The organism is Enterobacter sp. 01-M-03-SI-ECC (assembly GCF_047530215.1).
Taxonomy (GTDB): Bacteria; Pseudomonadota; Gammaproteobacteria; order Enterobacterales; family Enterobacteriaceae; genus Enterobacter; species Enterobacter chengduensis.
Genome location: NZ_JBLKDA010000036.1, coordinates 11,280 through 37,558, shown reverse-complemented (window position 1 = coordinate 37,558; position 26,279 = coordinate 11,280). Strand labels below are relative to the sequence as shown.

The following is a 26,279-nucleotide window of genomic DNA, read 5'->3' as shown; positions in this document are numbered from 1 at the left end:
CACCGTCAGTTCGTCATCCGAAGGGTGAAATGCACTCCGCCAAAACTTTTTGCGTGCCGCAAAAACTTTCGTCTCCGCCCTTCTCCTGCCGCCCTGCCGTTGCTCCTTTGCCCTTTGCCGCGAGAGAACTCACCAGGGAGATGGACAACCATCACCACAGGAGAAAACCAGGATGCACACACGAAACGTCAACGTCAAAACCGCCGCTCAAGAATCTACCGGAAGATGTGATTCAAACCTCACCATGTCCCAGTTCATGGATCTGTTTTGCTGGGTCCTGGCAGCATCGGAAGGGGAGCCACAACCGGCAATTTTTACGCCGCCAGAGAATGCCACTGAGCTGACGTTAATTAATGACGAATGCCCGGATTATATCTCAGTTTGGGTTGCAGATGGTCGCCCGGTGGCAGCTGCAATGCCGCTGGATAATTTTCACCGCGTTATTCCTTCATCACTTACTAAATAATCAGGAGTAAATAAAAATGGTCAGTTTCGCAAGCCGCTATCGTATGCCTACCTCAATCCGTAAAGACCGTCCGCTGACGAATGAGGAATTACAGCTCATCGTTCCGAGCGCGTTTTCATCGGATAAACACGATTCACGCTCTGAACGCTATACATATATCCCGACCATAAACATACTTGATCGTTTACGTGATGAAGGTTTTCAGCCGTATTATGCAACGCAGTCACGTACACGTGACCAGGATAAACGCGACTTTACAAAGCATATGCTTCGCCTGCGTCGTCATGACCAGATTAACGGAAAAGAAGTACCGGAAATTATTCTGCTGAATAGCCATGATGGTTCAAGCAGCTATAAAATGATCCCCGGTATGTTCCGTCAGGTTTGCAGTAATGGGTTGGTTGCGTGGAAAGATTTTGGTGAAATCCGCGTACCCCACAAAGGAGATATTGTAGGGCAGGTTATCGAAGGCGCTTACACGGTGCTGAAAACATTTGACGCGGTTGATGAAAATATAGACCTCATGAAAAGCATTCAGCTGACTTTGCCTGAGCAACGCCTTTTTGGTGCGACCGCCCTGGAACTTAAGTACGATGGAAAACCAGCGCCGATTACACCGGAGCAAATTATTAACCCTCGCCGTGTGCTCGACAGAGGCCAGGATTTATGGACCACGTTTAACGTGGTGCAGGAAAATGTGATCCGTGGGGGGATTCGTGGCAGAACGGAAAAAGGGAAGATCACCAGAACGCGGGAAGTCACCGGAATAGATGGTGACATCAAATTAAATCAGGTGCTCTGGAAAATGGCTGAGGAGTTTGCGAAACTGAAGGCCTGAAAATTAAGCCGCTCAACAGAGCGGCTTTTTACTGTCCACTGTTAAGCGATGCTGTTTCTGCAGTGTTTATCTCATGCTCCTTACCCGCAGCTGGCGCGAGACGCTCAGAAAGTATTTTTTTTCTGGCCAGTAATACGCGATATATATTCTTGATATTCTGTGCATAGGCCTTGCGCTGCGCAATGAGCTTTTTGCTCGGCCCCGTATTATACATCCCTACGCTGTCCCAGTTTTTTCCGTATGACCTGAAGTTGTGCGCCAGTACCCATGCACCCGTATAGACGCAGATACATGGATCATTCAACAGGCGCTCACGGGTAATATTGAAGTTTTTAAGTTTACCATAATGGGAACTGTTCACCTGCATACCACAGACATCTTCCGTTCCATTCCTGTTTGATCCATTTATCGCATCCGGTACCAGATGGCTCTCTTTAATCGAAATTGACATAAGCAGCAGCGGATCAATTTGATAATCTTTCCCGGCCTGATCAAAGCACATCTGCGGAGTTGCGCCAGCAGATAGCGAAAGAGTCAGCAAAGCAGCAGGCAGTAACGATATTTTCATGGTTTGGCCTTTTAGCGAAATAAACGGGCCCTGGAGAGGCGCTTTAAAAAATACCCCGGCGGATCGTCGTAATCAAGTAAATTCACTACAAACGCGCGTGAACGCTTTCCTGATGGGATTTTACATCTGTCCGAAATAAACATGTCAGAGCAGTAGGCGGTATTAACATGCCGCTCTTTACTAACCCTTTAAAACATCACACCCCACGCAAGACTTCGTCTTGCAGATATTTCCTTTAATTTCAATTGATTGAATGTGCCGACTTTTCGAGATGTTAAAGTGTATGCTCTTAATGTGTGTTGATTAACACACATTACAGTGCCTTTACCCCACACACACCAGTGCTTATTTAGGCACTGCTGTGTGTGTCAATCAAGCACTGCTCAGTGTGGGGATTGTGTGTACGTAATAAATAGAGTAACTTAAAACGAAGCAGTGCCTAATCAGCACACTTGATGGTGCCGGATTAACACACATAATAGTGCCGGATTAGCACACTCCACGGTGCTGGATTAGCACACACCCAGGCAAGGTATTCATACAGAAATTCAATAGCTTGCCACAGGAGCTAAACACATATGGTCACCACAGAACTCAATTGCAGTGCCGCATTAGGCACTGCATGAAATTCACGAGAAAATACCATGCCAAGAAAAAACATCTACTTCAAAGATAAAATCGACCGTGAGATACAGGATATTCTGGAAATAGAACTTCAGAAGGGCGCCACAACCTCAGATATGAATTATTCGTCCATTGTGAACGAACTAGTCAGACTGGGACTCATGGTGTATAAATCGAAAGAAGAAGGCAACTCTTTCGACCTTGAAGGTTTCAGGCGGGACCTCATTAAAAAAGTATCAGGGTCACGTGAAGGCATTATGATTCTAACCGCCCTGATTTCCGATATCTTCGTAATGCTCAAAGGACCAGACTCCGGACTGAAACTTGAAGAACTTATAAACACGAACATTAGTGCAATTAATGATGCAGAAGATAAAGCTGAAAAGGACCATTTCCTCACAGAGTAAATCAGCACAACTGGCCGGAAAGCTCCGGCCAGAATCGATCACTGAGACGGCTTTTCATCCCATGGGAGGTCACTTTTTTCTACCTCCCTTATTTTTTCCTTCAGAAACACCTCGAATTCCATACAGAGAATTTTAAGCGCCTGCGCATCCTCGTTCTGTTCAAGCAACCTTTCCGTAAAATAACCCAGAGTATTCATCAGACGGGTAAGCATTTCATCATTCAGACTACGGTTATGCACCTTCGCCATTGCTCTTATTTCATCCGCAAGATTCTCAGGAATACGCATGCTATATCCGGTTGTTTTTCCTGGAAGCAAAACCCTTTCACCCTCACGCCACATCCATAATTGCTCCTGTTTTGGCGGAGTTTTTACTTCACTCACGACATCAACGGATTCACTATCAAGTAATTGCCCTAGCCACTCCTCAAATCTCACCGCCAGAGCGATGAGCCGTTCACCCTCCGCAGTTTTAATGACAGGCTTGCCGGGCTGATAATTCAGCGACAACAAAAGCCTGGCAATAATTTCTTCATTCACACTTCTGTTGCCAGCTCTGGCACATATTCTCAGCTCCATAAGCAGATTATCCGGAGCACGCAATCGCCACTCCACCGCTTCACCTGGCTGGAACTTGCGTGGACGGCCGCGACCATCCCACATTTTCTCTTTTACTTTCATAGCTATAGATCCCGGAGGCCATTTCCGAACTTTCTGGTCAACAAAGCCTACTCACTTACATATTCAGATAAATCCGAATGATTCTAAAAAGTGTGACATGCGTCACAGTTTTTTTTTTTTAGGGTCATGGGACAATTGCGCCCGCGTAAACAAGCACTTACGCGATTCACTTTTGTTTACTTCGGAGAAAACAAACATGTTAACCAAAGGCAGTGCCCTTAACGTCGGTAAGGGATGGGCGGTAGCGTCTTTATTCCGCAAAGCTCGCGAAAATCGCAAAGCTAAATTTTACTTAAAGTCAGCAGGTGCTTTTTTAATTGCACTTATGGTCACTCACCCGGCATTCGCATCTGGTACTGACCTTCTTTCCTCACAGAACACCACGGTTAATTCCACCTTCGGTTCTGGCTCATCACTGGTTAAATGGTTCTACATCGCCGAAATCATCATGGGCCTGTTTATTTACATTAAGGCCCGCTCACCACTGGTGTTCGTCGGTATCGTTATGGCAATCATCTTTACCCGTGTCGCCTTCGGCATCGCGAGCTAAATGATGAATGGGGAAGGAGATAAATATAACTTCCCGGAAACAATGAACCAGCAGGACCGCTATTTAGGCTTGCCGATTGACGAATTGATTGTTACTGCACCCCTTTTAGTTTTGGGGGTGCTTAACAATCTGTCACTCGAACTTGGTGTAATCGCGGGAATCCTCTGGTTTATCGTCAGATATCTGAAAAAAGGGCAGGGGTCATACTGGTTACTTAATTTCTGTTACTGGCACCTGCCATCACTTTTATTCAAAGTAACCTTTCGCCAGATACCTGATTCAAGTTTCCGGCACTGGAGGGCATAGTTTTTCATGAAACTGAATATTAAAGGAGAGCGCGATAAACAACTCCGCTATGCGTTTATTGGTCTTTCAGCTTTAACCTTACTCATGGGCGCAGGGAATGTACTGACAGGGTCACTGGCGTGGTATTTCGCCACAACCCAGAAAACCATCACCACGCCATTAACGTTTAACCGCCCCTTTGCATCAGATTCTAAAAATGTTGATGCCACCGGCCTGACACAGTTCGCCGCTTCCTTTATTTACTGGCGACTGAACGTTACTCCGGAAAACATCGAACATAACCAGAAAATGATTCTTGGATTCGTCCCCTCCGCCGAACGGGACGTACTCAAGAAAGCCCTGGACATAGAAACTGAGCGCATTCAGAAAGCAGGCATCACCACCCAGTTCGACACGAAAGAAATTCGCGTCATGGACGATGGCTCCGTGCAGTACAGCGGGGTTCTGAAATCCTCCACCACAAATGGCGCAATCATCACGCCACTGAAAGACCAGGAAAAAACCTACCGGCTAAAACTGAGTTATGACAATGGTGTGATTAACCTCCACAGCTTTGAAGAACTTAAGCCGGTATCTCCCACTAACTGACAGGACTGCCCATGAAATTTCGCATTTCACCGGCAGCTGCTGCTGTGTTTCTGGCAGCGGGATTATTTACTAGCGGCCTTCGGGCCGCTTCCGCACCCGCAGCCATTCCGTTTGAGAACGACGCCGCCTTTAACGTCACCCTCAGCAACACCAACCCGAGCAAGGTTGTTGTAGACGGAGAACTCATTACCAGCATCAGCGGACCAACCGGTGCGTATGACCAGAGCCAGACCGAAGACGGAGCGCTCATTCTGTCTCCGCTTGTCGGCCAGAACTTCACCCTGTTTATCCAGACTGACCACGGCTCATCGCTGAGCCTGAACGTCAGGCCGCAGCCGGGTAACGGCAAAACACTGCGCTTCACCCCGATGTCACCACCACTTCGCAAGAATGACGATGCGAAGGCATGGGAAGAAGGGCAGACCTATGAAAAAACGCTGGTTGCGCTGTCCCGCGCCGTAGTCAACGGCCAGGTGCCGGACGACTACCAGGAATACCCGGTCAGCCGGATGCCGGCTTACTCACCCGCCAGTGATGTACGCCTGACACCTGAACGCCAGTTTGTGGGCAACCACCTTCGCGTGGTGCGATTCCGGATGAGCAACCCGGGCAGCATCACCCGCAGCCTCCGCGAGCGCGATTTCTGGCGCAAGGGCGTCCGGGCCGTAATGCTGTCACAGAATCAGCTCTACGCCGGCGGTGAGGGGTATGCCTGGATTGTGTTTTCAGATGACGGAGTCACCCGCCCATGAACCTGAATGAAAACCTGAAAACCCGCCGCAAGCAGCTGGCCATCCTGGCCGCCGTCATCATTGGCGGCGCAACTGCTGCAGGCGGCGTAATGTGGTACGGGCAATACCAGCAAAAACAAAAGCAACCCGCACCGGCTGCAACACCAAACCTGACCGGCGTTGTGACCGCGACGTTTAACGAGCAGGTCAACGATGCCGCACTGACGCAGCAGCAGGCAAAGACCTCTGCTCTTGAGCAAAACCTTGCCACGCTTGCTCAGCAGTTCGCGCAGAACAAGCTCACCACCGAGCAAAAGCTGGCCGAAAAGGACGCTGAAATTCAGCGCCTGAACGACCAGCTTACGAAAGCCCCCGGCAGCAACCAGACCGCTGGACAGCAGACACCACCTGCAGGTCAGAACGGAACACCACTCCCCGGTCCGGTTGCTGCCGGCCAGGCCCGACCACCCGAATACAATGTGACCCCCACAGGTGCACCGGCCGCCACTGGTGTGAATATGGGGCAGGGCGCAGCGTTTTACCCGGGCGGCTCCGGCCAGCGCATGACAGGTGGTCTGTCGACAACAAAATTCAGCTACGACAGCCTGAAGAAAAAGCCAACCAAACTCCCCTGGATTCCGTCTGGCTCATTCTCTGACGCCGTCCTGATTGAGGGGGCCGACGCGAACGCCAGCGTCACCGGTCAGCAGAATACCAGCCCTGTTACCATCCGCCTGCAGGGCAACATTCAGATGCCCAACAACAAGGAGTTCAACGCTGACGGCTGCTTTATTGTGGGGGAGATGTGGGGCGATATCTCAAGCGAGCGCGGAAACGTCCGTACCCAGTCCATCAGCTGCATCCTGAAAAACGGCAAGCACGTGGACATGGAGTTTCAGGGGCATGTCAGCTTCCAGGGTAAAGGCGGCATTCGCGGCAAGCCCGTTATGCGAAACGGCATGATTGTCGGCTACGCCGGCGCAGCAGGCCTGCTGTCAGGCTTTGGCGAAGGCATCAAATCTGCAGCAACACCATCTGTCGGCCTCGGCGCCACAGCGGATGTCGGTGCCGGCGACGTGTTTAAGCAGGGTATAGGCGGAGGAGCCAGTAAGGCAGCCGACACGCTGAGCCAGTACTGGATTAAGCGCGCCGAGCAGTATCACCCGGTGATTGATATCGGTGCCGGCAACCAGGTCACCGTCGTGTTCCAGAAGGGTTTCCGCCTTGAAACCATCGAGGACGCCGAGGACGCGAAAGCGAAAGAGGAACTGCAGAAAGCCGGTAACGCCGCGCAGAATGCTGTAACCCCGCAGCCGGCGAGCCAGACCACCGCATCCAGTACCACTTCAGTCGGCAACATCAACCCGGATGACGTTCTCCGCCAGGCCAGCCAGTTGCGCCTCGGTGACACCATAAACTGATGAGGGAATGAAGATGTTTGCACGTAAAAAAACATCGCAGAGAGGCAAGCCAGACCGCAAAGCAAATGATGTGAACCGTCGGTTAAGGATGACCGTTAACTGGCTGTATTCGATTTGCTGGGTCCTCGGGTGGGTGTGCTTTATTGCGCTCATTATCAAAGGAGTTCGGGAGGAATATGCATTCCGCATCCTTGGCGCATTACTTTTTGCCACCATCTTGATTCGAATACGACCACCCGTCTGGCCAGATGACACCGCCGAACCCCTCCCGGGGCCGACCGACGATGACAAAAGGGAGTGCAAATGAAGGGAGCACGCATAGATGACCGTATCAATTTTCTGAGGGGTATTGAACGGGACTGGAAAGACTGGTCTGCACGGAAAAACACAAAACCCCACTGGATATTTTTGGTAGGGGTATTAACCGCTACAGGGGGGCTGATTTTTAGCTTCTGGACAGGCAATCAGAGGCTTACCGTGGCTTCCATTGCTGTTGGAATGGCTTTTCTTCTCGCCGCATTGCTACAGGCATGTGAAACATGGGAAGAAAAAATACAGCGGAAAATTCGGGCATATGAGCCGCTTGATATTGATGCCATGCGCACCCTGGCCGTTTCTGTTTTTCACAAGGATAAGCTGACACGGGAAGAACTCAGACAGTGGCTGGACGCGGAGTTCAGCGCCATTTCTGATGCTGCTCTTCGTGGGGGAAGCCGTAATGCGTGATGAAGAGCGTAATAACTCACTGCTCAGGAAAATGCGGATGCATATTGCTGAATGGGAGGCTGGCCGGCCCACTCCGCAAGGAAATAAGTACATTTTCCTTTGGCTTGCAACCTTCATCGTTGTACTGGTAGCTACGGTTTCAGTGTTCCGCCCGTCATTGTTTGCACTGTGTTTCCTCATTGCCTGGTTTTTTCTGAGTCAGGAGATATTTAAGCGAATTATCCCGCGTTACAACGAAAGCTGGGAGGAGGTATTCGACAGGTTACTTTCTGATTATGAACCCCTGAACCTTTCTGCCTGGGAACACCTGAAGCACCAGGCTAAAACAGAAGGGCTGACGGCCAGAATTGTCAGCAACTGGCATCGTGAGGAAGCCAGGTCCGTCTGGCCAGAAAAGAAACCTGACCTGAAGTTCCTCCATAAAGTCACTGACGGTAACGAGAAAATTGGAGAGAAATGAAGCGTACCAGAGCCATTTCACTACTGGTAATAACTGCCGGAGCGACCGGTGTTTCTGTTTACAACCATACAGGAGGGCTCACTGTGTTACTCACCCTGGTGACCATAGGCGCACTTGCTCATGTCATCAACGTCTTCCTGTAATTCATTTCACTGGAGTGTTTATGTCTGCCAACATGGCACGCTATCCATTACTCAAAACCCTGCATGACTATCGCTTTATCCTCATTCCTGCACTGGTATTCACTATCGAGCTGACAGTGTGGGCAGTGCTCAATCTTAAAGGCGTGGGTGATATGGGCTGGGTCTCCTGGCGAGTGTCCCTGCTCTTAAGCGTGTTCCTCGTATACTTTAGTGGCACTGCCTTTAACAAACGCGATGACTGGTACTTTATGTATGGTTCAGTCGTTCCGTGGGGCGGAATGCTGATAGTGGCGAGTATTTATGGCTTTATCCAGATGGACCTGAACTTCCTGACGCTGGATATGTTTTATGCCGGCGTGTTTGGCAGCCTTGTTGTGCAACTGGTTTTCACTGTGATTCAGTGCAACTGCAAATAATCGAAATTGAGTATTACCCCTCCCTGAATACCCCTTAAATTAAAACCGGAGTTACCCCATGAAAAATCTACTGGGTGCTGCACTGCTGTGCAGCGCGCTGACCGGCTGCGCCGGTCTCAATTCTGATTTCGACTGCAACAAGACCGCGACCGACCAGTGCCTGACCACCGGTGAAGCTAACAAGCTGGCCGCTCAGGGTAAAAGTCTGGATGACCTGACGGCAGAGAAAACCGCAAAAAAGCCTGCGGGTGAAACCCTGCCGGCACTGCGCAATTCAGCACCGGTCGTGAATCCCTTCCGCCCTGTCTCCGCCGCAGCAACCGGAACCACCGTCGTTAAGCCTGCCGCATCGCGCCCTCTGGCCACTGCGCCGGTGAAATCGGCTGGCTCGCTGGTCACGCCGCTGGCCACATCCAGTAATGCGACCCCTGCGCCGGTTAACACTGCTGGCCGCGTTCCGGTTCAGCGTATTCCTGACGCCACGCAGCGCCTGTGGATTGCACCCTGGGTGGACACGGACGACAACTTTCATCAGCCAGCTGTGGTCGAGTTCGTGAAAAACAAATCCCACTGGGATGAGAGCTACCGCGTCATCGGGGAGGGAGGGGAATGAGCAGCCACTACATTTCCGGCAGGAACGGCGTCGATCATCTGGCGAAATCGTTAGCCCATTCACGGAAAGGAACGACGCAAATCACCGCCACACAGTCAGTCGATACCGACGATGAAACGCTGGCCGTTCTGAGCGTGAGCTGTGACTGGCCGATTAAAACGGCCGGTGATGCACCGCACACCGGCCAGATGAACGAAGAGAAGCTGCGTCGCCTGGAGTTAATCCGGGCCGCTGCGGAGGGCCGAAAATGAGTTTTGTCGACAGCCTGATGGATATGCTGAAAAACGGGAAAGAGGAAGACGGAGCAGCAACGGCCCGCAACAACCTTTCCCAGACCTGGGACTATCCGTCCCTGGTTGCTGCGCTGCCTTACCGGTATTACGACGACAAAAATGAAATTTTCGTCAATGCCGGCTCTGCGGGCTTCATTATGGAAGCCGCGCCGCTTCCCGGCGCGAACGAGCAGGTGATGGCCGCGCTCGATGACATGCTGCGTAAGAAGCTGCCCCGCCAGACCCCTGTGACCGTCATTATGCTGGCCAGCAAGTGTGTCGGGGAACGTATCGATCGCGGCGTGAGTAACGACATGTGGAAAGGGGGGATGGCCGAACACCTCAATAAAATTACCCGCGCATTCTGGCAGCGTTCCGCGCTGCACGGCCTGGCCAACGAACGGGAATACCCGCTCTACCTGCGTAACTACCGTATCTTTATTGTCTACGGTCAGCCCATTAAGCGCGCTTCCCAGGTTCAGCGGGTGATGGATGACCTGATTCAGATACGTAACACCATCCGCGTCTCCCTGGGCGCTGCTCGCATCGACAGCATGAATACCGATGTGCACGCTTTCCTGTCTGCGGTACGCGAGCAGATGAACTACCGTCAGGAACAGGTGCTGACGTCCTCCGGGGACTACAACGAGGATGAGAAGCTTAACCGCCAGGTGGTTGATCCCGGGATTGACCTGAAGGTGCATCCATCGCATATCCGGATGGAGCTGCCGGAGACCATAGACGCGCGCGGGACACGTCTTCCGGCATCGTCATGCCGCATCATCAACATGCAGCTTGCTAAAAACCCGCGTCGATTCGCGCTCTGGCAGGGGGCTGACAATCTGCAAAACCTGCGCTTTCCCGATCTCGGGATACCCTGTCCCTTTATGTTGACCTGGACGACGGCGCTGGAAGAACAGACCAAAAGCCAGAGCGAGGCTTTCCGTAAAGACCAGGACCTCTCGAAAAAAGCCAACTCAGCCTACGCTGCACTGTTCCCCAACACCAAAAAGGCTGCAGAGGAATGGCGGCGCACCCGGGAGCAGCTGCACAGCAATGAAATCGCGCTCTGCAATACCTACTTCAACCTGACCCTGTTCGCCCCGGATAACAATACCGAGGCACAGAAGTGTGAACTGGCCGCCGTCAACGTGTTCCGTAAGAACGAGCTGGAAATGGTGACGATACAGTACCAGCAGATGCGTAACTGGCTGGCCAGCTTCCCGTTCGTCATGCAGGAAGGGATGTGGGAAGACCTGAAGATGACCGGGGCAACGCTACGCTCCAAGTCATGGAATGCGGTGAGCCTGATGCCGGTCGTCGCTGAACGCCAGCTGTCCAATGTGGGTATGCCACTGCCAACCTACCGCAACCAGGTGGCGTTCTACGACATGTTTGGTGAGGAGAACGGCAGTACCAACTTTAACATCGCCGTCACCGGCACGTCCGGGGCAGGTAAATCCTTCCTGACGCAGGGCATCCTTCGCGATGTACTGAATGCCGGGGGGTACGCGTGGGTTATCGACATGGGGGACAGCTACAAGAACTACTGTCACCAGGCCGGCGGGGTTTATCTCGATGGTTCTAAACTGCGCTTTAACCCGTTCGCCAACGTTAAGGACATTAATCATTCTGCGGAAGGGATTGTGCGCCTGCTGACGGTGCTTGCCAGCCCGACGCAACCGCTGGATGGCGTCTGCGAGGCGATCCTGCAGAAAGCGGTAATGGATGCGTGGGAGAAGAAGGCAAACAAAGCCCGTATCGACGACGTTCATAATTACCTGACCAATGAGGATGTGAATCAGGCGTTCGCAGACAAGCCGACCATCATCGCGCGTCTCGCTGAGCTGGCCATGCTGCTCGATACCTACTGCACCTGGGGGCCTGACGGAGAATACTTCAACGCCGATGCTCCGACGCTCGATGGGGAAACCCGCTTCGCGGTGCTGGAGCTGCTGAGCCTGGAAGACAAGCCGAAGCTGCTCTCGTCCATCCTGTTTTCGCTCATTCTTGCGATTCAGGAAAAGATGTACCACAGCCCGCGTGACCTCAAAAAAGTCTGCATCATCGACGAGGCCTGGCGTCTGCTGGGTGGCTCCAACCCGCACGCGGCAAGGTTTATCGAAACCGGCTACCGCACCGTGCGTCGTCACCGTGGGGCGTTTATCACTATCACCCAGGGCATCAAGGACTTCAGCGCCAGTAAGGAAGCGGAAGCCGCCTGGAACAACAGCTCCACCAAAATCACCCTCTTGCAGGATGCGAAGGCGTTTAAACAGTACCTTGCCGATAACCCGGATCAGTTCTCGGACATGGAAAAAGAAGTTATCCGTGGCTTCCAGCCCGCCCTGCAGACCGGCTACAGCTCCCTGCTGATAAACGCCGGTGAATACAGCTCCTTCCATCGCCTGTTCGTCGACCCCGTGACGCGTGCCATGTTCAGCTCGCGCGGCGAGGACTTTGCTTTCATGCAGAAAGCGCAGAAAGAAGCGGGGGCGACAGCGGAGGAAGCGGCGTATCTGCTGGCGGAGAAAAAATACGGCAGTGAACTTCGTGAACTTGAAGAGTGGGTGAAAGCAGCATGAGTGAGCAACAGAATAAGCCGTATGACGGCGACACCGTCCGCGACGGTGTAACGATCGCCAGCAAGACATCCCGCTGGGTTAAGGCCAGCATGCTGGGGCTGGCGGGACTTCTGATCATGACGGGCGTGGCATACGTGACGGCGAAAGCCGTCACCCCTGAGGTGGTGGTCTTCGACATGAAGGGGACTGTGGACCTTTTCATGCAGCAGTCCGCTCAGTTACAGCTCGATGAAAATCGGGCTAAAGCGATGACCCAGCAATTCAACGCGGCGCTGACCGGCAGCCTGGATGCGTGGCAGTCCTCACACAACGCCATCGTTCTGGTGAAGCCGGCGGTGATGAGCCCGCAGCGCGATATCACGAATGAGATTCGTGCTGATATTGCCCGACGCATTCAGGGGGGCCAGTGAGAAAACGACTGCAGCTGACGGCTATGATGCTGCTGATGCTCTCCGCCGGCAGCGGGGCGAAAGATCTCGGTACCTGGGGCAACGTCTTCGAGCCTGCAGAGCAGGACATGCTGGCGTTTATCCAGAATCGCCTGAAGGGGATGGAACAGACGGGTGAACTTGACCGTCTGCGCAAAGAGGCAACAGAAAGGGTGAAGGAGCATGCGGTACGTCCGACGCCGGTGGAAGGGCTCTCGAACGCGAAGGAATACCGCAGCTTTGCCTGGGACCCGACATTTACCGTGAAGGAAACGATCACAGACATGCAGGGCAACGTGATCGCCCGCAAGGGCGATACGGTTAATCCTCTGGATAAGGTGCCCTTCAGCCAGGTGCTCTTTTTTATCGACGGCGATGATAAGGAGCAGGTGAACTGGACCCGACAGCAGCTCGCCGGCCAGACCGGCGTGAAGGTCATCCTGGTGAAAGGCAACATCAAAGAAACCAGTGATGCGCTGAATGAACGTATCTACTTCGACCAGTCCGGCGTACTGACCCGTAAATTTGGTTTTGAACACATTCCTGCGCGGATATCCCGCGACGGCCGCGTGATGAAAGTGGAAGAAATTCCGGTATCAGGAGCGAAAAAATGAGTGCAACAACGTTAGGGGACCTGTTTCCCGAAATGCGTCAGGCGGTCCCGTCCCATCGGCGTTACGCCAGAAAACCGCGTAAACCCGCTGAGATAACGCCGCGCATGGGAACAGCAGAACGGCTGAAGACGCTGTACCCCGAAATTGACTCCTGGCACCCGGTTCTGGTGACCAAAGCCTGGCTTCACTGGTGTGAACAGAACCAGCAGGACAGCCGGGAACCGTCAAAACGTGATGAACGATTTCCGGACTACATCATTCACCTCTTACTGGAGAACATGCGGGCCGAGGACAGTGCGAAACGTAAAAAGGGCCCGACGCTGTCACTTTCCGGGCGTCTCGACAGGTTGTTTGCAGGTGAAGGGCAGGAGAACGCCGAATGTCACTGATACACAATAACTCTGTGCCATCTGCATCTCAGCCCATGACTGGCCGCAATGCTGATACCAAAGGCTGCGACGAAACCGTGAATCAACTCTGTCAGCTGTACCCTGAAATCGCATCATGGCAACCGGCGCTGATCGCCGGCGCCTGGCATCAGTGGTGCGCGGAGAACCAGCGTCAGCCGATCGCGCCGGACGAACGTGATGAGGCGTTTCCCCTGTACCTCGTCAGGCTTATCCGCAACAGAATGGAGGAGATGAACGCATGGCGTTAATCAGCTGCTTCACCGGCCCTCAGGGGCTGCAGGGGATGCTCACCTGTTTGCGCGATACTGAGGGTATGACCGGTATTCTGGTCGTCGTTGCGCTGCTCGCTGGCTGGCTTGTTGTTCAGCATCTTGCAGATGCACGCCGTGAACGTCGTGCACGGGAGAGCAGACCGGGAATACCCGCTCCTCTGGTGCAATTTGGCAGTGCCCGACATGCCGATGCGGTTCACGCCTTTGCTAACCGGGAATGCTACCAGGTGATGCTGGCCGAACTGGAAAATGCATTGACTGACGCGGGCTACGAACTGACGCGTGAAGAATCACTGCGCGTGACGATGCCAGAGGCAGATCGGCAAAAAATCAGCCGCCGGATTATCCGGGCGCGCCAGTGTTATACAGCGCCGAGAGTAACTGAGCAGGCGATGCAGGACAGCGAAGATGCGGCAGTAAACGACGGGTACGCCGGCTCATGGCTCAGCTTGCTTATCCGGGGCAGTGAGCGGGAAGGGTGGTACATCACAAAACCGGTACCGGAATTCGTCCCGACGAACTTTCCGTTAAAACAGGTCACCATAACAGTCAGTGCAAAACAGTCTGTCCTGACGCGTGATGTTGTGAGAATCATCAACGATGTGGCTGAAAAAGTGAAAAAACAGCCTTCATTTCCTGAAGATCCTGAACGTATTGCAGGGAGGGTAATTAACAGTGAACTGTTTTTTGGGGCTGATCAGCGGCAGGTGAAAGTGGCGCCAGGCTGGTTCAATTCGCCGTCTGGAGATGATGTTCCTGACGATATCACCGAAGGACCATTCCCGCCGGTGGGGATGTCAGAATTCCGGCATTTCATTATCCGGGCGCAGGCAGGAAGGTTTTATACCCCGACTGCACTTGCCTTCTTTATTAAGGAAGCTGGTCGCAGGATAGAACAGGGGGAATCCAGCGGAGCATGTTACGAAGATGACAGTGGCTATGCTTTCGCCGTGACGCCTGCAAATAAGACGCCCTGATTCAACCGCGCTGCCCTTCAGGATGTTCGGTGCTCACTGCGTTGCGCTCCGCCTCAGCCTGAATGTCATCCCGGTTTCCGATTAACCCCAGACCAGGTAACGCCATGAAAAAAGACCCTGATACTGAAAAGGGCCAGAATGTTACAGCCGTTCGTCATGATGAAAAATCGGCTTTACGGCTTAAGGCCATTCTTGCAGAAAATCCCCTTTATTATCCCTCAATAGTGTTAAGAGCTGGCTTACTGGCTCTTGAGGATATGTCCAAAGAACAGCGGCTGGCTTTCATCATGAAAGCGGCCGACAAAGCCAAAAACCACTAGTCCTACTTTTAAGCCCTCCCGCCGTCCGGTGGCTGCGGCACTCCCGGAGATACCCCATGACTCACCCTGAATCTGTCAGGCCGGTGACGGTTAACCGTGACCGCAATGGCTTCTGGACGCACCCTCATTATTTTGCACCTGCCAGTGATGAGGCCACACAGACTGAATTTGGCGACTGGATGCGCCGGCACAATCTGACCTGTGCCACCCGCTGGATGGAAAACGACGCGCCTCCCCAGGTGATCGCCGACTGGGAAAAGGGAAAACAAAACATCAGTGACTGGCAGCCGTCAGCGCCAGCCGGAGAGGGCTGGTTTATCGGCTCCATTCATGACACTGAAGACGGTCCGGTCTGTGTCTGGCTGCGGGAGGTGAAATGAAGCACTTTTCATGGCTTGCCGGTGTGTTGCTTATTTTTCTGTCATGGACGCCGGTTCAGGCTACTGCTGCCAGCAATGCCGGTGACGGACGCTGGGTTAACCCGATAAGTGACGTCTGCTGGAAGTGCCTGTTCCCGATGACGCTGGGCAATATTCAGCTGGCGTCCGGTCCGCAAAAGGACACCAACAACCCGTCTTCGCCTATCCAGATTTGCCCGGCCGGTATCCTCTACCGCATCGGTCTGGCCATCGGGTTCTGGGAGCCAATGGCGATGGTGGACGTAACCCGTGAGCCGGGCGTCATGGTCAACATGGGCGGCTTTAAAATCGATCTCGGGCGAACGGGAACGGGAACAGCAGGGCAGAGTGACCGGCCCGCTGCCGGCACGTTCTACCATGTTCACTGGTACAAATACCCGCTGATTTTCTGGCTGAACATCATCACCAGTCTGGGGTGCCTGCAAACCGGCGACATGGATATCGCCTATCTCTCTGAAGTAGATCCTCTCTGGAATGACAGTACGCTCTCGATGCTGATTAATCCCGAAGCCGCGCTGTTCGGCAACCTGATTGCTCAGGGAGCCTGTGCTGCTGACGCTGCAGCTGCATCAGCGGGTCTGCCGCTCTCGCCGCTGTTCTGGTGTGCAGGTAGTCAGGGTTCTTTCTACCCGCTGACCGGCTATACCAGCGGCGAGTTTTCTCCCCTCGAGGCCTCTCTGCTGGTCGGAGAGCGAATGGCCTTCAAGATGCACCGCGAGGGGCTGGTCTGGAACTCTGTTGGTGCAGATAACGCCGTATGTAACCAGTATCCCTCTCCCATCATTCCGAAAGAGCGATGGCGATACCAGATGGTGAACATGTACCCCGAAACGAACAACTGTCACCCCTTCGGGGCCAGCACGCAGCTGTGGGGTACAACGCACAACTCACCCTCATCCAAAAAGAACTTCGGTTACCTCTTCTGGCGCAAACGTAACTGCGTCTTCCTTTAAGGACATGACAATGAAAAACGCTTATCTCCGGGCGCTGACGATCAGCGTCATGATTGCTTTCGCGCCGCTGGCTCTGGCGAGCGCCCAGACCGATATTTCCGTCTCCGACCATAGCTGGATCAAAGGTCAGCAGGACGCGCTGGCAGCGATGAAGGAAGGCATGCAGGACCATCCGGCAGCCGCGCCGGTATTGCCGCAGCATCAGCTGGACGTGATCAACCGCCTGCAGGGCGATATCGCAGCTCAAACTAACACGATGGGGGAAAAAGACACGTTTCCGGCTATTTACTTTGTGAGTCTCGGCATACCGCGTGAAGGCCTGCTGCCCATGCTGAAAGACGCGCGTCGCTACAACATCCCGCCCACACTTCGGGGCCTGGTGAACAATGACATGCGTCAGACCGCGGCGGCGATGTTTGAGCTGAGTAAGGAGGACAAGGATGCGGGCGTGCAAATCGATCCGACGCTGTTCACGCAGTACAACATCACGACAGTGCCGGCACTGGTGGTGACCTGCCCGGGCCACCATGACGTCATCCGGGGAAGTCTGCCGCTGAAGGCGGCGCTTGAGAAGGTCGCAGAAAATGGGGACTGCGCGGCAACGGCCCGGCAGCTACTGGAGGCTGCGCAATGAAGAAAATATTTTTCGCCATGATGATGCTGATCCCGTTCCTGACGGTGGCAGGTGACCCGGCATTTGAGGCTGGTGCAAGTTTTGGGAAAGGTAATGCCTCTGCCGGTACCGGAGCCCTGAAAAACCCCGGCGCGGTGACCGGTGCCATTCCGGGATATACAGCTAACCCGCCGGAGAAAGGGTATTACGGCGGCGTGGATGGCGGCGATGGAGGGCTGGCCAGCAAGGGACAGGCTGCCCTGCAGGGGAATAACGCGGCACAGTCAGTGATCAGTGCAGGAACCAAAAACCCGCCTCCTGCCATCGATCCAAATGCCCCCTTTATCACTGTCGGGAAAAATGCGGAGGGGACGGCAGGTGGGATCATGGATGGCAGCAGCCAGCAGTGTAAGGAGACGACGGTGTCCAAATCGACGTTTGAGAACTACACCTGCAGCGCCGATGTCGCGGTGTCCAAAACCTGTACCCGTGATACGCAGATTGACGGCCATTACGAAGAGCAGGTGTCCTCTAAAACCGTCGTTATCCCGCCAGAAACGCTGAGGTTCAATAAACTTGATGACCATACGCTGGAGTTTACACTGCCACTGAACGAGCCGGGCGCAACAATGCTGGAGGGGTCAATCACCACCTCCCAGAAAAACAGCGTCAGCAATCCATTTTACAGCTCCACCCTGACATTCTACGGAACATCAAAGCAACTGAAGTCCGTGAACAATACCTTCGCCGTTAATGTTTCCCAGAAGGTGGTTCCGGATGATGGCCTGCTCCGGGGAACGCTGACAAACAGCGTAGATCAGTATATTGACATGATGCCGCACGGGATACTTTCAGCCCAGTATCCAGGTAGTGATTTTCTGGCAAAAATAACTGCCACGATAACCCTGGTGACGACCATTAAGGTCTGGGTTCCGTCAACCACCACGCCGTCTGTCTGTCCGGACAGCCCTGGCGGAAAGAAGATCAGTTCAGTCTGTACCATTCCCGGGGGTGACCGGCAGGTAGTGGCTGAGGGGAAAACACAGACCGTTCACAGCGACTGCTGGCAGTACACCGATACTTATCTGGTCAGCGAGAACACGACCGGCACCTGCGCTTCCCTGATGAATAATGCCTCATGCACCAAATCTGGCGAAACGTGTTCAGAGTATGTGGATGGCACCTGTTCCCATAAAGACTACACCTATCAGTGCCAGACGGTGCATTCCTCTACGGGGCTGGTCTGCGGTGGCGAATACATCTGCAAATCAGGTGACTGTGATGAAACCAATGGCGCTGGCGACAACGGTTTTGATACGGCAGTAGCCAAACTGGCCGGTCTGGCGTCAGCGGCAGAAGATGTCAGGGATGAGAACAGCACCATCGATGTGAAAGCCTTTACGGGCAAGGCCATGAGCTGCCGTAAGGCGTTTGCGGGATTCTCTAACTGCTGTAAGGACTCCGGATGGGGACAGGACACGGGCCTGGCCGCCTGTAATGACGACGAACTGGCACTCGGTAAAGCAAAGGCCAAGAAAATCACCGTCAGCGTGGGCGAGCGTTGTGACCATCAGGTTCTCGGGGCCTGTATCCAGAAAAGCCAGGTCTACTGCGTCTTTGACGGCAAGCTTGCCCGCATCATTCAGGAGCAGGGACGTCGCGACCAGCTGGGCGTTAAGTTCGGCAGCGGCGACAGTCCGAACTGCCGGGGGATTACGGTCCCGGAGCTGCAGAGTATCGACTTCGACAAAATCAACTTCTCTGACTTCTACGAGGATTTGATGAAGAACCAGAAAATCCCCGATACCAGCGCGCAGGTCAAGCAGATTAAGGATCGCATCGCCGCGCAGGTGAACCAGCAGGGAGGTGGCAAATGAAGCGTGTCCTCTGTGCCCTGCTCATGACGCTGGCGAGCCATACGGTGCTGGCCGAGGAAATTGTGACGCCGGCAGAGCCGTTCACCGGCTGGTCCTGGTACAACGAGCCGAAAAAACCGCCGGAGCAGTCCAGAAAGCCGCAGCAGCCTGCACCGCAGGCCATTCCGGACCTCAGCAAAATGTCACCAATGGAGCAGGCCCGGGTGCTGAAAGGGTACACACAGGAGGCGCTTAACCGCGCCATCCTGTTCCCCTCACGGGAAAACACGGCGACGTTCCTGCGCTGGCAGAAGTTCTGGACCGATCGGGCATCGATGTTCAGCCAGTCCTTTGCGGCGGCGCAGCTGAGCCATCCGGACCTCGACTACAACCTGGAGTATCCGCACTACAACAGCATGGCACCGTTCATGCAGACCCGTGACCAGCAGACGCGGCAGGGCGCCGTGGAGCAGCTGGCGCAGCAGTACGGTCTGTTCTACTTCTACCGGGGCAGTGACCCGATTGACGTGCAGATGGCGGGCGTGGTGGCGGACTTTGCGAAAACCAACGGCCTTTCGCTTATCCCGGTATCGGTTGATGGCCAGGTGGCAGCCACACTGCCGCAGAGCCGTCCGGATACGGGCCAGTCCCGGTCAATGAATATTACGCACTTTCCGGCGCTCTACCTGGTTGATCCACGAAGCAAGAATTACCGCGCGCTGTCATACGGCTTCATGACGCAGGATGACCTGTCGAAGCGATTCCTGAACGTGGCCACCGGCTTTAAACCCAATTCCTGAGAGTCTTTTATGACAAAGATGCTTTTACCCCTCATCCGTGATGCAGGGCGTTTCGCCATGTTCACGCTTGTCTTCGGTCCGGCGCTGTTGCTGTACGGTATTGTGATAGCCATCTCGCTGGAGGGCTCGCTGGCAGGGCAGTTTGTGAAAGAGGCGCAAACGCTAACCGAAGGCGCGCCCGCCGGAAAGGTGATGCAGTGCGTTACGCATCATGAAGCGGCACCACAACCCCGGCTACCTGAGCCCGGCGAGGACGCAAGTCCCCCTCCTTATGAGTTCCCGCCGGTACAGTTTTGCCATCGTGAACCGGTTGACAGCGAGCTGTGGATAAAGCCGATGAATGCAACGCTCCTCAACCTCTGGCTGACGGGCGCGCTGTTCGGCGCGGCTGTGGCTTTTCTGGCTCATCTTTATATTCATCGTTCCACCACCTCACGGCAGATGCCGGGGGTATGGCAAAAGGAGACACACGAATGAAACCCGCTATTCTCGCAGGACTGATTTTCTGGGGCACGATGGCGCGCGTACTGAGCGAGCTGATGACGTGGTCCGTGGAGCATACGCAGCAGGGGCTCTTATGGCTGTGCAATGGTATGTGGGCCGGGGCGGCGGGCATGGTGGTGTATGCCGTCTGGCGCTGGTTCCGTTACGAAAGAGGACAGGCGCATAAGGAAGCCGATCATGAACATTAAAACCGGGCTCACTGCGCTCCTGTTAACCCTGCCTTTGCTGGCGAACGCCGGTGCGCGTGAGGAGTTAATGGCGCTTGAAGCGACAAAAACGGCTTCATCCGCTGACGCTGCTGCGATCAATGCCTCCACCATTCCGGTACCCGCGCCAGCCAGCCTGATGGCACTGCCGGACGGACGTCGGGCTAACATGAAAGATTATGCCGTGGTGCTCTTTATGCAGGCGCACTGCCAGTACAGCGCTAAGTTTGACCCGCTGCTGAAGGGCTGGGCCGATGAGCATGATATCAGGGTGTATCCGTACACCCTTGACGGCGGCGGGGACGTCTCTTACCCGACCCCGATGATCCCACGTAAGACGGACCTTAAATCTCCCATCGCAGACGAGATTGTCACCTTCTTCGGAAACGGGTTACCAATAGCGACACCGACGGCCTTTATGGTCAACGTCAACACCCTGAAAGCTTATCCACTCACCCAGGGCGTGATGGACATCCCGGCACTTGAGAGCCGTATGGCCAGCCTGATTCAGGCTGACATGGATAACGTCGATCCAAAAATGCTGCCGCCAATGCCGGCAAGCGCGCAGGTCACCCCTCAGTAATACAAACGGACTACAAAATGACGACAAATACGTATGCGTTATCGCGTACCGAGCGCGTGTGGCTGTTATTCAGCGTGACGCTGCTTGTGTCCGCAGCGTTCTATGGGGTGCTGGCCCACCGGGTGGTCAGCGTCATGGATCGCCCTGAACTGACAACCTGTCTGCAGGACTTACCGGTGCTTCTGCTCATCTCGCTGAGCATCGGATTCTTTTTCACTGTTACCGGGCTGTATGTCTGCCGGCAGACCCTGGCCAGGAAACCCCGGGAGGAGATTGCATGATTAAGGCGCTTATTACGGCAGGGGTTGTGTTCTTCTCAGGCCTGGCAGCACAGCCTGCTCAGGCGGACGTCAACGGCGATCTGAACGGCTTCTTCAATAATCTGGGCTACAGCGGCAACGTCACTCAGGCGCAGGCCTGGCAGGGACAGGCGGCCGGGTACTTCTCGGGCGGCTCCGTCTACCTCCGTAACCCCGTCAAAAACGTCCAGCTGATCTCGATGCAGCTGCCTTCCCTGAACGCCGGCTGCGGCGGTATCGACGCCTATCTCGGGTCGTTCAGTATGATCAGCGGTGAGGAAATTCAGCGATTCGTGAAGCAAATCATGAGCAACGCCGCCGGCTATGCATTCGACCTGGCCCTGCAGACAATGGTGCCGGAGCTGAAGCAGGCTAAAGACTTCCTTCAGAAGCTGGCGAACGACGTGAACTCAATGAACATGAGTTCGTGCCAGGCCGCGCAGGGCATCATCGGCGGGCTGTGGCCCGTGACGCAGGTTTCACAGCAGAAAATCTGCCAGGACATTGCCGGCGAAACCAACATGTTTTCCGACTGGGCGGCTTCCCGTCAGGGCTGCACCGTCGGAGGGCAGAGCGACAAAGTCACAGCTAAAGCCGGGGATGATGAGAAGGATCAGGTACTAAAGAACAAAAACCTTATCTGGGACACGCTCAGTAAGAATGGTCTTCTCGGCAACGACCGCGCGCTGAAGGAGCTGGTTATGAGCACCGTTGGCTCCATCATTTTCAACAAGAATGGCGATGTGACGATTCTGACGCCGCTGGTTGATAACCGCGACCTGATTAAAGTCCTGATGCGTGGGGGAACGGCAAAAGTCTACGGATGTGACGAATCCGATCTCTGTCTGGGACCGGTCGTCACCAACCTGACGATTTCCGAGTCCAATGCGCTGGTCACGCTGGTGAAAAACCTGATGCTCTCAATGCAGAACAAGCTGGTCGACGATACTGCGCTGACCGATCAGGAAAAAGGCTTTGTGAACACCACCTCTGTGCCGGTACTGAAGTACCTGACAAACGCCCAGAGTATGGGGATGAGCGCCACATACCTGCTGCAGGTGTCTGACTTCATTGCCCAGGACCTGATGATTCAGTACCTCCAGGAGCTGGTTAAACAGGCAAGCCTGTCGCTGGCCGGCAAGAACTTCCCTGAAGAGGCTGCCGCCAAACTACGCGACAACATCATTCATGCGCAGGGACTTCTCGCTGACATGAAGCTGCAGTCTGCAGCTGACCAGAACGCCCTGGACGGCATCGACCGCAACATGCAGTACCTGCAGCAGCAGGTATCCACCATTGTTTCAGGCTCCTATCAAAGCAACTATCACTGGGGTGATCGCTGATGCTTGAGATATACACCATTTATGGCGGGGGAATGTGGAAAACGGCGCTGGACGCCGTTGTCACCCTTGTCGGTCAGAATACTTTCCACACCTTAATGCGTATTGCCGGCACCTTTGGGGTGCTGGCCGTACTGCTCACGTTCATCAAACAACGTAACCCGATGGTTTTCGTCCAGTGGCTGGCGGTCTTCATGATCCTGACAACCATCCTGCTGGTTCCAAAACGCTCAGTTCAGGTCATTGACCTGTCTGATCCCGGTGCAGTCTGGGTAACCGATAACGTACCGGTTGGCCTGGCGGCTATCGCGTCGCTGACGACCAGTATCGGGTACAAGATGTCATCGACGTATGACATGCTGATGGCCAGACCCGACTCGGTAACCTACAGCAAAACCGGGATGCTGTTTGGCTCGCAGATTGTGGCGGAGACGAGTGACTTTGCCACGCAAAACCCGGAGCTGGCGCAGATGCTGCCGGATTACGTGGAAAACTGTGTGATAGGCGATATTCTCCTTAACGGTAAATACACCATCAATCAGCTGCTCAATTCCACTGACCCGCTGACGCTGATAACCAGTAACCCAAGCCCACTGCGGGGCATTTTTAAGATGACCTCCACCTCGCGCCAGTTCCTGACCTGCCAGCAGGCCGCAACGGAGATCCAGAAGCTGGCCAATACTGACGTTAACCCTGGCAGCGCGACGTTCACGTGGCTGACGAGAAAGGTCTTCGGCAACAAGCTGAATGGCGCGTCGCTTCTGGCCAACTCAATGGGTGAAAGTTATGGATTCTTCTATGCCGGTGGCATGACGGCTGCGCAGATCATGAAGAACAACATCACGAACAGTGCAGTACGGCAGGGGATTAAAGGTTTTGCTGCTCGCTCATCCGACACGGCTAACCTGCTTAATCTGGCCACAGAGAACGCGGCAACCAAACAGCGTCTCGCCTGGGCTGCTGGTAACGAGCTGGCGACCCGCACGCTACCGTTCGCGCAGTCTCTTCTGATGCTTATCCTGGTGTGCCTCTTCCCGCTGATGATCGCGCTGGCCGCGTCAAACCACACGCTTTTTGGCCTGAACACACTGAAAATATACGTTTCCGGTTTTATCTACTTCCAGATGTGGCCGGTTATGTTCGCCATTCTTAACTATGCCGCCAACTACTGGCTGCAGAGTCAGTCCGGGGGCACGCCCCTGGTGCTGGCTAACAAGGATGTGGTTGCACTGCAGCATTCTGACGTGGCGAATCTTGCCGGGTATCTGTCCCTTTCCATTCCGGTGCTGTCGTTCTATCTGACCAAAGGTGCGGCGGCGATGGGCTCTCAGGTGGCAGGGAGTGTACTCAGCTCGGGTGCCTTCACGTCAGCAGGTGTGGCAGCAACCACAGCGGACGGAAACTGGTCGTTTAACAACATGTCGATGGACAATGTCAGCCAGAACAAGATGGACACCAACCTGATGCAGCGTCAGGGTCAGCAGACGTGGCAGGCGGATAACGGCTCCACGCAGACTCAGACAGCCGGCGGCCATACGGTTATCGACGGCTCGGGTGCAATGTCGAATCTGCCGGTGAACATGAAGCTCAGCCAGCTGGCCAGCAGTGGTTTCCAGGAGTCTGCTCGTCAGTCTCAGGTTCAGGCGCAGACTGCTCTCGATGGCTACAACCACAGCGTTACCAGCGGCTGGTCACAGCTCTCTCAGCTTTCTAACCAGACCGGTACCAGCGACAGCCTGATCAAAGGTAGTGAAAACAGCCAGGCCACTAATGCGACACGCGGAGCTGGCATGATGTTGTCTGCCGCTGAAAGTTATGCGAAAGCAAACAACATCTCGACACAGGAAGCCTATAACAAACTGATGGATATCAGTAATCAGGGATCAGTATCTGCAGGTGTTAAAGGTACTGCGGGGGCAGGCGTCAATTTAGGTGTTGTTAAATTTGGTGCTGAAGGAAGTGTTTCTGGCGATTTGCGGCATTCGACAGGCAGCTCAAGAGGCGTTCAGGACTCGGGCTCCCAAACACAAGATTCACGACATGATCAAAACAGCCAGGCCGTTAATGACTTCCGCCAGGGTATGGATATGGTTAAAAGCAGCCGTATCACCGACGGCGCAAATCATTCCGAAAATGCTGCAAGCAGTAATGTTCAGCAGCTGGCAGCAACGCTTAATGATGCTGAAAGCCAGTACCATCAGTACACCACCAGTTCGACGCAGAGTAATGAATTCAGCCGTATGGCAACCGTTGCGCAGAATCAGAGCGCAAGCCTCGATACGAACTATACGCAGGAGTTTGTGGACTGGGCGGCTAATAAATACGGTGATAAGGCTCAGTCCATGCTGACAAGTGCGCCGTCGGCGCGAGAAGCAGCGATGGAATTCGTAAATGAACGTCTCAAACCTGAAATCATGGGGGATTATCAGCAGGGCCGTTCAGATCTTACCAGCGGCCAGGAGCATGCAGCATTCAGTGGGGAGCATATCGTACAACCAGCGCGAGGCAGTCAACAGGTATCAGGTTCATATGGCCATGATGCTGGAGTCAGTTACAGCCCTCAGGATGGCGGTGCTCATAGCTCGGGAGCTATTGGCAATGCCCAGACTAACGGAACGACTCAGGGCGCTGAATATGAAAGCCTGCAGGGTGGAAATTATTCTGCCAGAACAGATGGTTCTGTTTCTCCGGGTATTGGGCAGTCAACTGTTCATCAAGGGCAAGCAGGCGGACAGAGAAGCAACCCGGGTAATATCATCTCGTCGGCAGGGATGGTTGATGCCGGTGGACGCACCACTGCAGATGAAAGGACCGGCCACACTGCAGAATCGCATCCTGAGTTCCAACATTCAGGAGCCGTCAGGGAGAAAGGAACCACGCATGTACAGGGGAGTGAAGTTACTCATAGCCGTTCAGGCATTAATTCTGGCGGAGAAAAAGTACGTGGTGATGCCATGCAGGAGTCATACAAAGAAAATCAGGCTAAGCTGCATGAACATTCCTCGCAGGGTTTTGGTCCCCAGAATGAGTTACAGCGCCGAGTGGCGGAACAAAGATCTGAAAATGAGAATAAAATCAACGAATCTGCTGGAGAAATTGATAAAAAAGAATCCACTGTTCAGGCATCCAGTGATATCCTGAAAGGAGAGAGTTTAAACGCAACCGGTAATTTCAAAATTCAACGAAAAGAAGCCGAGATTGACCAGCAAACGCCAGTTATAGACAGTGCAGAAAAAAGGAAGTTAGAAGAGCAGTTGCTGGAATTGAGGAAAAGGGCCGGCTAGGAGGATA

General features: G+C 54.0%; 34 protein-coding genes. 32 read left to right on the top strand and 2 right to left on the bottom strand.

Annotated features, from left to right (window positions below; all coding sequences use genetic code 11):
- Positions 1-172: 172 nt before the first annotated feature.
- Both ACMWKK_RS22655 and ACMWKK_RS22650 read left to right on the top strand, forming a co-directional pair.
- Entirely contained in the window at positions 173-466 is a 294-nt protein-coding gene (locus ACMWKK_RS22655) for a hypothetical protein (protein WP_032663725.1), read from the top strand.
- Positions 467-482: 16 nt separating this feature from the next.
- The gene (locus tag ACMWKK_RS22650) at positions 483-1,304 is read left to right on the top strand and encodes a DUF932 domain-containing protein (protein WP_032663726.1); all 822 of its coding nucleotides are present in this window, start codon (positions 483-485) and stop codon (positions 1,302-1,304) included.
- 28 nt (positions 1,305-1,332) lie between these two features.
- Here the strand turns inward: ACMWKK_RS22650 and ACMWKK_RS22645 are convergent, their stop codons facing one another.
- A complete protein-coding gene (locus tag ACMWKK_RS22645) occupies positions 1,333-1,872 on the bottom strand; it encodes a lytic transglycosylase domain-containing protein (protein WP_047028009.1) in 540 nt (179 codons plus the stop codon).
- Between the two features lie 644 nt (positions 1,873-2,516).
- Here ACMWKK_RS22645 and ACMWKK_RS22640 point away from each other — a divergent pair.
- A complete protein-coding gene (locus ACMWKK_RS22640; RefSeq protein WP_032663732.1) occupies positions 2,517-2,903 on the top strand; it encodes a relaxosome protein TraM in 387 nt (128 codons plus the stop codon).
- 38 nt (positions 2,904-2,941) lie between these two features.
- Here the strand turns inward: ACMWKK_RS22640 and ACMWKK_RS22635 are convergent, their stop codons facing one another.
- Positions 2,942-3,583: an Arc family DNA-binding protein gene (locus tag ACMWKK_RS22635; protein ID WP_045261230.1), complete on the bottom strand. Its 642-nt coding sequence runs from the start codon at positions 3,581-3,583 to the stop codon at positions 2,942-2,944.
- Positions 3,584-3,779: 196 nt separating this feature from the next.
- Between ACMWKK_RS22635 and ACMWKK_RS22630 the strand changes: the two genes are divergently transcribed.
- The 29 genes from ACMWKK_RS22630 to traG all read left to right on the top strand — a co-directional run bounded on the left by ACMWKK_RS22630 (position 3,780) and on the right by traG (position 26,272).
- Complete coding sequence (locus ACMWKK_RS22630; protein WP_032645467.1) at positions 3,780-4,133, top strand: type IV conjugative transfer system pilin TraA; 354 nt, start codon at positions 3,780-3,782, stop codon at positions 4,131-4,133.
- Between the two features lie 3 nt (positions 4,134-4,136).
- Positions 4,137-4,439: a type IV conjugative transfer system protein TraL gene (traL, locus tag ACMWKK_RS22625; RefSeq protein ID WP_023338040.1), complete on the top strand. Its 303-nt coding sequence runs from the start codon at positions 4,137-4,139 to the stop codon at positions 4,437-4,439.
- 6 nt (positions 4,440-4,445) lie between these two features.
- Entirely contained in the window at positions 4,446-5,027 is a 582-nt protein-coding gene (locus ACMWKK_RS22620; RefSeq protein WP_406542936.1) for a TraE/TraK family type IV conjugative transfer system protein, read from the top strand.
- Between the two features lie 11 nt (positions 5,028-5,038).
- A complete protein-coding gene (gene traK, locus ACMWKK_RS22615; protein ID WP_045261229.1) occupies positions 5,039-5,779 on the top strand; it encodes a type-F conjugative transfer system secretin TraK in 741 nt (246 codons plus the stop codon).
- Positions 5,776-7,179, top strand: a complete 1,404-nt coding sequence (gene traB, locus ACMWKK_RS22610) for an F-type conjugal transfer pilus assembly protein TraB (protein WP_045261228.1) — start codon at positions 5,776-5,778, stop codon at positions 7,177-7,179. The genes traK and traB overlap by 4 nt, the downstream gene beginning before the upstream one ends.
- A 13-nt stretch (positions 7,180-7,192) precedes the next feature.
- The gene (locus ACMWKK_RS22605; RefSeq protein WP_045261227.1) at positions 7,193-7,486 is read left to right on the top strand and encodes a hypothetical protein; all 294 of its coding nucleotides are present in this window, start codon (positions 7,193-7,195) and stop codon (positions 7,484-7,486) included.
- Complete coding sequence (locus tag ACMWKK_RS22600) at positions 7,483-7,905, top strand: hypothetical protein (protein ID WP_045261226.1); 423 nt, start codon at positions 7,483-7,485, stop codon at positions 7,903-7,905. The genes ACMWKK_RS22605 and ACMWKK_RS22600 overlap by 4 nt, the downstream gene beginning before the upstream one ends.
- Positions 7,898-8,365, top strand: coding sequence for a hypothetical protein (locus ACMWKK_RS22595; RefSeq protein WP_139136288.1), 468 nt, complete (start codon positions 7,898-7,900; stop codon positions 8,363-8,365). The genes ACMWKK_RS22600 and ACMWKK_RS22595 overlap by 8 nt, the downstream gene beginning before the upstream one ends.
- A gap of 163 nt (positions 8,366-8,528) precedes the next feature.
- Complete coding sequence (locus tag ACMWKK_RS22590) at positions 8,529-8,924, top strand: hypothetical protein (RefSeq protein WP_045261224.1); 396 nt, start codon at positions 8,529-8,531, stop codon at positions 8,922-8,924.
- 58 nt (positions 8,925-8,982) lie between these two features.
- The gene (gene traV / locus ACMWKK_RS22585; RefSeq protein WP_023338032.1) at positions 8,983-9,537 is read left to right on the top strand and encodes a type IV conjugative transfer system lipoprotein TraV; all 555 of its coding nucleotides are present in this window, start codon (positions 8,983-8,985) and stop codon (positions 9,535-9,537) included.
- A complete protein-coding gene (locus ACMWKK_RS22580) occupies positions 9,534-9,788 on the top strand; it encodes a hypothetical protein (RefSeq protein WP_045261223.1) in 255 nt (84 codons plus the stop codon). The genes traV and ACMWKK_RS22580 overlap by 4 nt, the downstream gene beginning before the upstream one ends.
- Positions 9,785-12,394 carry a type IV secretion system protein TraC gene (traC, locus tag ACMWKK_RS22575; protein WP_045261222.1) on the top strand — a complete coding sequence of 870 codons (2,610 nt, stop codon included), beginning with the start codon at positions 9,785-9,787 and terminating at the stop codon, positions 12,392-12,394. The genes ACMWKK_RS22580 and traC overlap by 4 nt, the downstream gene beginning before the upstream one ends.
- Entirely contained in the window at positions 12,391-12,804 is a 414-nt protein-coding gene (trbI, locus tag ACMWKK_RS22570) for a type-F conjugative transfer system protein TrbI (RefSeq protein WP_045261221.1), read from the top strand. The genes traC and trbI overlap by 4 nt, the downstream gene beginning before the upstream one ends.
- Positions 12,801-13,436 carry a type-F conjugative transfer system protein TraW gene (traW, locus tag ACMWKK_RS22565; RefSeq protein ID WP_045261220.1) on the top strand — a complete coding sequence of 212 codons (636 nt, stop codon included), beginning with the start codon at positions 12,801-12,803 and terminating at the stop codon, positions 13,434-13,436. The genes trbI and traW overlap by 4 nt, the downstream gene beginning before the upstream one ends.
- A complete protein-coding gene (locus ACMWKK_RS22560; RefSeq protein ID WP_045261219.1) occupies positions 13,433-13,825 on the top strand; it encodes a hypothetical protein in 393 nt (130 codons plus the stop codon). Before traW ends, ACMWKK_RS22560 begins: the two co-directional genes overlap by 4 nt.
- Complete coding sequence (locus ACMWKK_RS22555) at positions 13,816-14,094, top strand: hypothetical protein (protein ID WP_045261218.1); 279 nt, start codon at positions 13,816-13,818, stop codon at positions 14,092-14,094. Before ACMWKK_RS22560 ends, ACMWKK_RS22555 begins: the two co-directional genes overlap by 10 nt.
- On the top strand, positions 14,085-15,095 hold the full coding sequence (locus ACMWKK_RS22550; protein WP_045261217.1) for a hypothetical protein: 1,011 nt from the start codon (positions 14,085-14,087) through the stop codon (positions 15,093-15,095). Before ACMWKK_RS22555 ends, ACMWKK_RS22550 begins: the two co-directional genes overlap by 10 nt.
- Before the next feature lie 104 nt (positions 15,096-15,199).
- Positions 15,200-15,415 (top strand): hypothetical protein, encoded by a 216-nt coding sequence (locus tag ACMWKK_RS22545; RefSeq protein ID WP_023338024.1) that lies wholly within the window; start codon positions 15,200-15,202, stop codon positions 15,413-15,415.
- A 56-nt stretch (positions 15,416-15,471) separates the two neighbouring features.
- Positions 15,472-15,795 carry a hypothetical protein gene (locus ACMWKK_RS22540; RefSeq protein WP_045261216.1) on the top strand — a complete coding sequence of 108 codons (324 nt, stop codon included), beginning with the start codon at positions 15,472-15,474 and terminating at the stop codon, positions 15,793-15,795.
- Positions 15,792-16,787: a conjugal transfer pilus assembly protein TraU gene (traU, locus tag ACMWKK_RS22535; protein WP_045261215.1), complete on the top strand. Its 996-nt coding sequence runs from the start codon at positions 15,792-15,794 to the stop codon at positions 16,785-16,787. Before ACMWKK_RS22540 ends, traU begins: the two co-directional genes overlap by 4 nt.
- A gap of 10 nt (positions 16,788-16,797) precedes the next feature.
- Positions 16,798-17,421: a type-F conjugative transfer system pilin assembly protein TrbC gene (gene trbC / locus ACMWKK_RS22530; protein ID WP_045261214.1), complete on the top strand. Its 624-nt coding sequence runs from the start codon at positions 16,798-16,800 to the stop codon at positions 17,419-17,421.
- Positions 17,418-19,277, top strand: coding sequence for a type-F conjugative transfer system mating-pair stabilization protein TraN (gene traN / locus ACMWKK_RS22525; protein ID WP_045261213.1), 1,860 nt, complete (start codon positions 17,418-17,420; stop codon positions 19,275-19,277). Before trbC ends, traN begins: the two co-directional genes overlap by 4 nt.
- Positions 19,274-20,056, top strand: coding sequence for a type-F conjugative transfer system pilin assembly protein TraF (gene traF, locus ACMWKK_RS22520; protein ID WP_047028012.1), 783 nt, complete (start codon positions 19,274-19,276; stop codon positions 20,054-20,056). Before traN ends, traF begins: the two co-directional genes overlap by 4 nt.
- Before the next feature lie 9 nt (positions 20,057-20,065).
- On the top strand, positions 20,066-20,533 hold the full coding sequence (locus ACMWKK_RS22515; RefSeq protein ID WP_045261211.1) for a hypothetical protein: 468 nt from the start codon (positions 20,066-20,068) through the stop codon (positions 20,531-20,533).
- On the top strand, positions 20,530-20,748 hold the full coding sequence (locus tag ACMWKK_RS22510; protein WP_045261210.1) for a hypothetical protein: 219 nt from the start codon (positions 20,530-20,532) through the stop codon (positions 20,746-20,748). Before ACMWKK_RS22515 ends, ACMWKK_RS22510 begins: the two co-directional genes overlap by 4 nt.
- A complete protein-coding gene (trbB, locus tag ACMWKK_RS22505) occupies positions 20,738-21,349 on the top strand; it encodes an F-type conjugal transfer protein TrbB (protein ID WP_045261209.1) in 612 nt (203 codons plus the stop codon). Before ACMWKK_RS22510 ends, trbB begins: the two co-directional genes overlap by 11 nt.
- 17 nt (positions 21,350-21,366) lie before the next feature.
- Complete coding sequence (locus ACMWKK_RS22500) at positions 21,367-21,630, top strand: hypothetical protein (protein ID WP_029403816.1); 264 nt, start codon at positions 21,367-21,369, stop codon at positions 21,628-21,630.
- Positions 21,627-22,991: a conjugal transfer pilus assembly protein TraH gene (gene traH / locus ACMWKK_RS22495; protein WP_047028013.1), complete on the top strand. Its 1,365-nt coding sequence runs from the start codon at positions 21,627-21,629 to the stop codon at positions 22,989-22,991. The genes ACMWKK_RS22500 and traH overlap by 4 nt, the downstream gene beginning before the upstream one ends.
- Complete coding sequence (traG, locus tag ACMWKK_RS22490) at positions 22,991-26,272, top strand: conjugal transfer mating-pair stabilization protein TraG (protein WP_047028014.1); 3,282 nt, start codon at positions 22,991-22,993, stop codon at positions 26,270-26,272. The genes traH and traG overlap by 1 nt, the downstream gene beginning before the upstream one ends.
- Positions 26,273-26,279: the final 7 nt, after the last annotated feature.

Excerpts from the sequence above, each read along its gene's own strand:
- ACMWKK_RS22590 (WP_045261224.1), top strand. The coding sequence starts at position 8,529 with ATGTCTGCCAACATGGCACGCTATCCATTACTCAAAACCCTGCATGAC.
- ACMWKK_RS22630 (WP_032645467.1), top strand. The coding sequence starts at position 3,780 with ATGTTAACCAAAGGCAGTGCCCTTAACGTCGGTAAGGGATGGGCGGTA.
- traL (WP_023338040.1), top strand. The coding sequence starts at position 4,137 with ATGAATGGGGAAGGAGATAAATATAACTTCCCGGAAACAATGAACCAG.
- ACMWKK_RS22650 (WP_032663726.1), top strand. The coding sequence starts at position 483 with ATGGTCAGTTTCGCAAGCCGCTATCGTATGCCTACCTCAATCCGTAAA.
- traH (WP_047028013.1), top strand. The coding sequence starts at position 21,627 with ATGATTAAGGCGCTTATTACGGCAGGGGTTGTGTTCTTCTCAGGCCTG.
- ACMWKK_RS22510 (WP_045261210.1), top strand. The coding sequence starts at position 20,530 with ATGAAACCCGCTATTCTCGCAGGACTGATTTTCTGGGGCACGATGGCG.
- ACMWKK_RS22540 (WP_045261216.1), top strand. The coding sequence starts at position 15,472 with ATGACTCACCCTGAATCTGTCAGGCCGGTGACGGTTAACCGTGACCGC.
- traV (WP_023338032.1), top strand. The coding sequence starts at position 8,983 with ATGAAAAATCTACTGGGTGCTGCACTGCTGTGCAGCGCGCTGACCGGC.
- ACMWKK_RS22515 (WP_045261211.1), top strand. The coding sequence starts at position 20,066 with ATGACAAAGATGCTTTTACCCCTCATCCGTGATGCAGGGCGTTTCGCC.
- traB (WP_045261228.1), top strand. The coding sequence starts at position 5,776 with ATGAACCTGAATGAAAACCTGAAAACCCGCCGCAAGCAGCTGGCCATC.
- traF (WP_047028012.1), top strand. The coding sequence starts at position 19,274 with ATGAAGCGTGTCCTCTGTGCCCTGCTCATGACGCTGGCGAGCCATACG.
- ACMWKK_RS22620 (WP_406542936.1), top strand. The coding sequence starts at position 4,446 with ATGAAACTGAATATTAAAGGAGAGCGCGATAAACAACTCCGCTATGCG.
- trbI (WP_045261221.1), top strand. The coding sequence starts at position 12,391 with ATGAGTGAGCAACAGAATAAGCCGTATGACGGCGACACCGTCCGCGAC.
- traN (WP_045261213.1), top strand. The coding sequence starts at position 17,418 with ATGAAGAAAATATTTTTCGCCATGATGATGCTGATCCCGTTCCTGACG.
- traC (WP_045261222.1), top strand. The coding sequence starts at position 9,785 with ATGAGTTTTGTCGACAGCCTGATGGATATGCTGAAAAACGGGAAAGAG.
- ACMWKK_RS22640 (WP_032663732.1), top strand. The coding sequence starts at position 2,517 with ATGCCAAGAAAAAACATCTACTTCAAAGATAAAATCGACCGTGAGATA.
- ACMWKK_RS22600 (WP_045261226.1), top strand. The coding sequence starts at position 7,483 with ATGAAGGGAGCACGCATAGATGACCGTATCAATTTTCTGAGGGGTATT.
- ACMWKK_RS22655 (WP_032663725.1), top strand. The coding sequence starts at position 173 with ATGCACACACGAAACGTCAACGTCAAAACCGCCGCTCAAGAATCTACC.
- ACMWKK_RS22555 (WP_045261218.1), top strand. The coding sequence starts at position 13,816 with ATGTCACTGATACACAATAACTCTGTGCCATCTGCATCTCAGCCCATG.
- ACMWKK_RS22550 (WP_045261217.1), top strand. The coding sequence starts at position 14,085 with ATGGCGTTAATCAGCTGCTTCACCGGCCCTCAGGGGCTGCAGGGGATG.
- trbB (WP_045261209.1), top strand. The coding sequence starts at position 20,738 with ATGAACATTAAAACCGGGCTCACTGCGCTCCTGTTAACCCTGCCTTTG.
- traU (WP_045261215.1), top strand. The coding sequence starts at position 15,792 with ATGAAGCACTTTTCATGGCTTGCCGGTGTGTTGCTTATTTTTCTGTCA.
- traK (WP_045261229.1), top strand. The coding sequence starts at position 5,039 with ATGAAATTTCGCATTTCACCGGCAGCTGCTGCTGTGTTTCTGGCAGCG.
- ACMWKK_RS22605 (WP_045261227.1), top strand. The coding sequence starts at position 7,193 with ATGTTTGCACGTAAAAAAACATCGCAGAGAGGCAAGCCAGACCGCAAA.
- ACMWKK_RS22560 (WP_045261219.1), top strand. The coding sequence starts at position 13,433 with ATGAGTGCAACAACGTTAGGGGACCTGTTTCCCGAAATGCGTCAGGCG.
- ACMWKK_RS22635 (WP_045261230.1), bottom strand. The coding sequence starts at position 3,583 with ATGAAAGTAAAAGAGAAAATGTGGGATGGTCGCGGCCGTCCACGCAAG.
- ACMWKK_RS22580 (WP_045261223.1), top strand. The coding sequence starts at position 9,534 with ATGAGCAGCCACTACATTTCCGGCAGGAACGGCGTCGATCATCTGGCG.
- ACMWKK_RS22500 (WP_029403816.1), top strand. The coding sequence starts at position 21,367 with ATGACGACAAATACGTATGCGTTATCGCGTACCGAGCGCGTGTGGCTG.
- ACMWKK_RS22545 (WP_023338024.1), top strand. The coding sequence starts at position 15,200 with ATGAAAAAAGACCCTGATACTGAAAAGGGCCAGAATGTTACAGCCGTT.
- ACMWKK_RS22595 (WP_139136288.1), top strand. The coding sequence starts at position 7,898 with ATGCGTGATGAAGAGCGTAATAACTCACTGCTCAGGAAAATGCGGATG.
- traG (WP_047028014.1), top strand. The coding sequence starts at position 22,991 with ATGCTTGAGATATACACCATTTATGGCGGGGGAATGTGGAAAACGGCG.
- ACMWKK_RS22645 (WP_047028009.1), bottom strand. The coding sequence starts at position 1,872 with ATGAAAATATCGTTACTGCCTGCTGCTTTGCTGACTCTTTCGCTATCT.
- trbC (WP_045261214.1), top strand. The coding sequence starts at position 16,798 with ATGAAAAACGCTTATCTCCGGGCGCTGACGATCAGCGTCATGATTGCT.